4 protein-coding genes and 1 pseudogene are annotated in these 3540 nt (G+C 36.1%); 2 read left to right on the top strand and 3 right to left on the bottom strand.

Annotation, left to right across the window (positions count from 1 at the left end):
* On the bottom strand, window positions 1-728 hold a 728-nt coding region (locus BXY_RS19735; RefSeq protein WP_208946869.1), incomplete at its 3' end, for a DUF4099 domain-containing protein.
* Window positions 729-973: 245 nt separating this feature from the next.
* On the opposite strand from BXY_RS19735, the gene BXY_RS19730 reads away from it, so the two are divergent.
* The gene (locus BXY_RS19730; protein WP_015532766.1) at window positions 974-1198 is read left to right on the top strand and encodes a helix-turn-helix domain-containing protein; all 225 of its coding nucleotides are present in this window, start codon (window positions 974-976) and stop codon (window positions 1196-1198) included.
* Entirely contained in the window at window positions 1177-2076 is a 900-nt protein-coding gene (locus BXY_RS19725; protein WP_015532765.1) for a hypothetical protein, read from the top strand. The genes BXY_RS19730 and BXY_RS19725 overlap by 22 nt, the downstream gene beginning before the upstream one ends.
* Here BXY_RS19725 and BXY_RS19720 read toward each other — a convergent pair.
* Window positions 2048-3016, bottom strand: a complete 969-nt coding sequence (locus BXY_RS19720; RefSeq protein ID WP_015532764.1) for a DNA methyltransferase — start codon at window positions 3014-3016, stop codon at window positions 2048-2050. The genes BXY_RS19725 and BXY_RS19720 overlap by 29 nt on opposite strands.
* A 94-nt stretch (window positions 3017-3110) precedes the next feature.
* Window positions 3111-3540: pseudogene (locus BXY_RS19715) on the bottom strand (conjugal transfer protein TraG); the annotation flags it as partial.

Here is a 3540-nt window from a genome sequence, read left to right as displayed (position 1 = left end):
AAGAACGGGCGTTCAAGTTCCGGCTTTTGTCGGATGCCGTGTATCGCCAAAACTACATTCCCGTCTTTGTCGTGCCGGAAAGATAGGCGTGCGTCCATCTTCATAATGGCAGAATTGTAGTTTCCTGAAATGGTGAACGCTCCGGGTGACTTGTACCCTCTTAACATGGGTTCTAAAGCCTTTGCCTTTTCCAGTTGTTCTTTGGATAGCCCGAAGTTTTTCAAGGCTTCCCAGTCCACCTTGTCAGGGTCAATCACATACTTGCTTTTATCGGGTTGCTGCGGTGCTTGCGCCGTTGCTCCCGTTTCTTTCGCTGGTTGCTGCCCGTCTTGGATTTCCTGCTGTTCTTTCTTGGCTTCCTGCTTCACGGTTTCAGGTGTCACCCGGTAACGTTCTATGCCCGCTTCATTTTCAGGTGTCGGGTTGTTGAAGTTGTCCCTGATTATCGGCTCGATTTTGGGAAGTTCCAACTTTGGGATTTTAAAGAAGTTGAAACGGGTCGGGTTCTTCAACTGGTTCATCATGTTAGAAAAGAAGTTGGAAAAGAAATCACCGTGACGGTCGAATTTCAGTAGTTCGCTGTTATTCTCCGGCGGTACGGTTTGGAGTTCTCCGTTTTCATCCACGCCTTTTACTGCGCTGATTGTCTTTTTCTCCTTATCCAGTACAAGAAGAATATCCATCATCTGTTCGTCAGTGGTGGACTGGTTGGCTGTGTTCACATCCATAATGTTTTGAATTTTAGTGAGTAAATAAAAATTTCGGAAGTAAAAGTAAGGATGAAATAGAGTATATTTGAGGATTTGGGAACGGGTGGCTTCATTAGTCCTCGTTTGTCCGCAGAAGTCTCAATATTAAAATTTAATTAATAAGTTAATCATCAAATGCACTATTGAGCAAATGCTAACTATAGTATGTGGTATATTCGGCTATATATCAATACTTTTGCATACTATTATTAGCTAAAAATATCATGAGTGAAATTTTAATCAAATTTGGAGAACGGGTTCGTCAATTAAGAAAAGAGAAAAGAATGTCTCAAGAAGAATTAGCTGATAAAGCAAATTTGCATAGGACTTATATAGGAATGATAGAACGTGCAGAAAAAAATGTGACATTAATTAATATTGAGAAAATTGCTAAAGCACTAGAAGTATCAATACAAGACTTTTTTATATGGAATACAAAGAAATTTTAGAAACTGCTAGTACACATCTAGCATCTATGAAAGGACAAATAATGCCAGTTCTTGAAGTAGCAAGACCTAATGATATTGAATATGCCAAGCATTTAGCAAAAGTTATTTCTAAATTATCTCCTCTTGTTGGAAATATGATTGAATATAATGTTTGTACAGAATTAAATAAATTAGAGTGGTTAAACAATGGAATTTGGAGAAGACAAGATCCCGGTTTTCCCGATACTGTTTTTGATGGTAATATTTATCCAATACCAGGTATTGAAATAAAAACATGGTTTCCATTGGCTACTGAAATAACCGCAAGATTTAAAGATTCAATCCGCTTTTTTGACGATGACCAAACTAATGTTGCTCTAGTCGCTTGGCTTCCTGAATTTATAATTTTCGGTAAACCCAAAATTATAGATGTTTGGGTTGGCACAGCAAAAAGTTTAGCTATGGCAAGAGATACACATTATAATAATCCACCAGATTATTTGGTTTTTGAACCGGAAGATACAACAGATCGTACTTCTAATTTACAACAGACCAATACAAATGGATATAAATTTCAAGGAACCAAAAACGAATTTTCCAAAGCACTAGAAATTGTAAAAAGTTGGGGAGAAGGATACTCTGTCTATGATTACTCTGCTGAATATCAAGGGAAAATCAAGCAACTCCTAGGCAGTTTTTCATATAGATTAGATACTAATTTTGCAAAGATTGACAGAATTGAACATCTTGAATTAGAGGCTTTTAAGTTGCGTGTATTGAATACAAAAATATTGAATCATACTATTAAACAATGGTCAAAAATTATCTCTGATTCAAATTCAGACATAACAAAATTTGTAGATGATATTATTAAATTGACTCAAGCAACCTCTGTTTAGCATAATCAAAAACATCTTTATTTATTTCAGCTCCATAAGCCATTCGGTTTAATTTATTTGCTGCCAAAATTCCAGAAAATAAACCACCGAATGGTTCCCATATAACATCATGCTCTTCTGACGATGAATTAATTATTAACTCCATAAATTTAAGAGGCTTTTGATTAAAATGAATAGCTTTATTTCCCTCTTTAAGACGTTCAGAGCCATTTAGAGGGGGTTCTCTCCATACATTATTTACACCAAACTCACAAAAGAATTTAGCCCTCATCTTTTTCCATTCCGCTGCTGTTAAAGACTTCTTTCCATCTATTGAGAAATATGGCACTCCTTTTGGATCACCATACAAATTTGCGTATTCAACAATTTTCTCAAAAGCATCAACTGGGGGATAATACCATAAATGACATCCTGTGAAATATTTTCTCGTTGCTGCATTTTTTACTCCACAGGCAATATTTGTTTTTGAGAAAGGTAATCCTGTTCTTTTCCATTCATGTCTTAACCATTCTTGCATTGAAATTTTATGGTTATCCACAATAAATTCTGCTTTTTTTACATATTGTACACAAACTTCAGTTACAACAGGAAATTTCCTCAATGTTTTTGTATTAGTATTCCCTGCTATATGGGCTACACCTTTATCCCAAACATGACAATTTACAAATTCCCAACCTTGATTTATAATTTCTTTATGAACGCTAGCCCATCCTATTTCAGTATTCCAAAACCATAATGTAGTTTCAGGGGTCGCTTTTTCACTCCATTTAGTAATATGGGGTCTATACCACTTTTCTAAAACATCATGAGTAATAGGATCACCTGGGAATCCGCCAATACCATAAGGACCATCAGATATTATAACTGTTGGTGATTTCCAAGTGTCATATAACTGAATTACATCCTCATTATATATATATATATTATCTGTAAGTTTCATTTTTTTGCTAATTATAGTCTGCAAAAGTACTACTTTTTTATAGAGAAAAACAATTTATTTCAATAAAATATTAATTTGAGAATTAGCCTCAAAATTATTCATTGCGCAATAAATGTTGTAAATCAGGGTCATTCTTTATCCGTTCCATTTCATCCATAACAATCTGCTGAACTTCCTGCTTGACCCGGTTGTAGTTCGCCTGTATTTCTTCCTGCATCCAGTCGTTCCCGTCCTCGTCCCTAAAATCTATGATTTGGGGTAGCTTCTTGTAACCTGCGGTTTCCCGCTTCACTTGCTCGTTATTCACCACAATTTCCGCATGGAATATTTTCTGTTCTATCCGTTCATCGAAATTATCACTGACCGCACCCACAAACATGCCCTGTGTTAAGTTGGATATTTTACTGGGCGGTATCAAACTATCCATCTGCGTACTGATTGAGGTTGATTTATCATTCCGGTTGATAGTCATGCTTTGGCGTTTTTGCAGTACCTTTCCGAAACGGTCTGAAAGCGTTTTTGCT

It is taken from the genome of Bacteroides xylanisolvens XB1A (genome assembly GCF_000210075.1).
Classification (GTDB): Bacteria; Bacteroidota; Bacteroidia; order Bacteroidales; family Bacteroidaceae; genus Bacteroides; species Bacteroides xylanisolvens.
The sequence above is the reverse complement of the archived record's forward strand: the minus strand, read 5'-3'. Positions and strand labels throughout refer to the sequence as shown.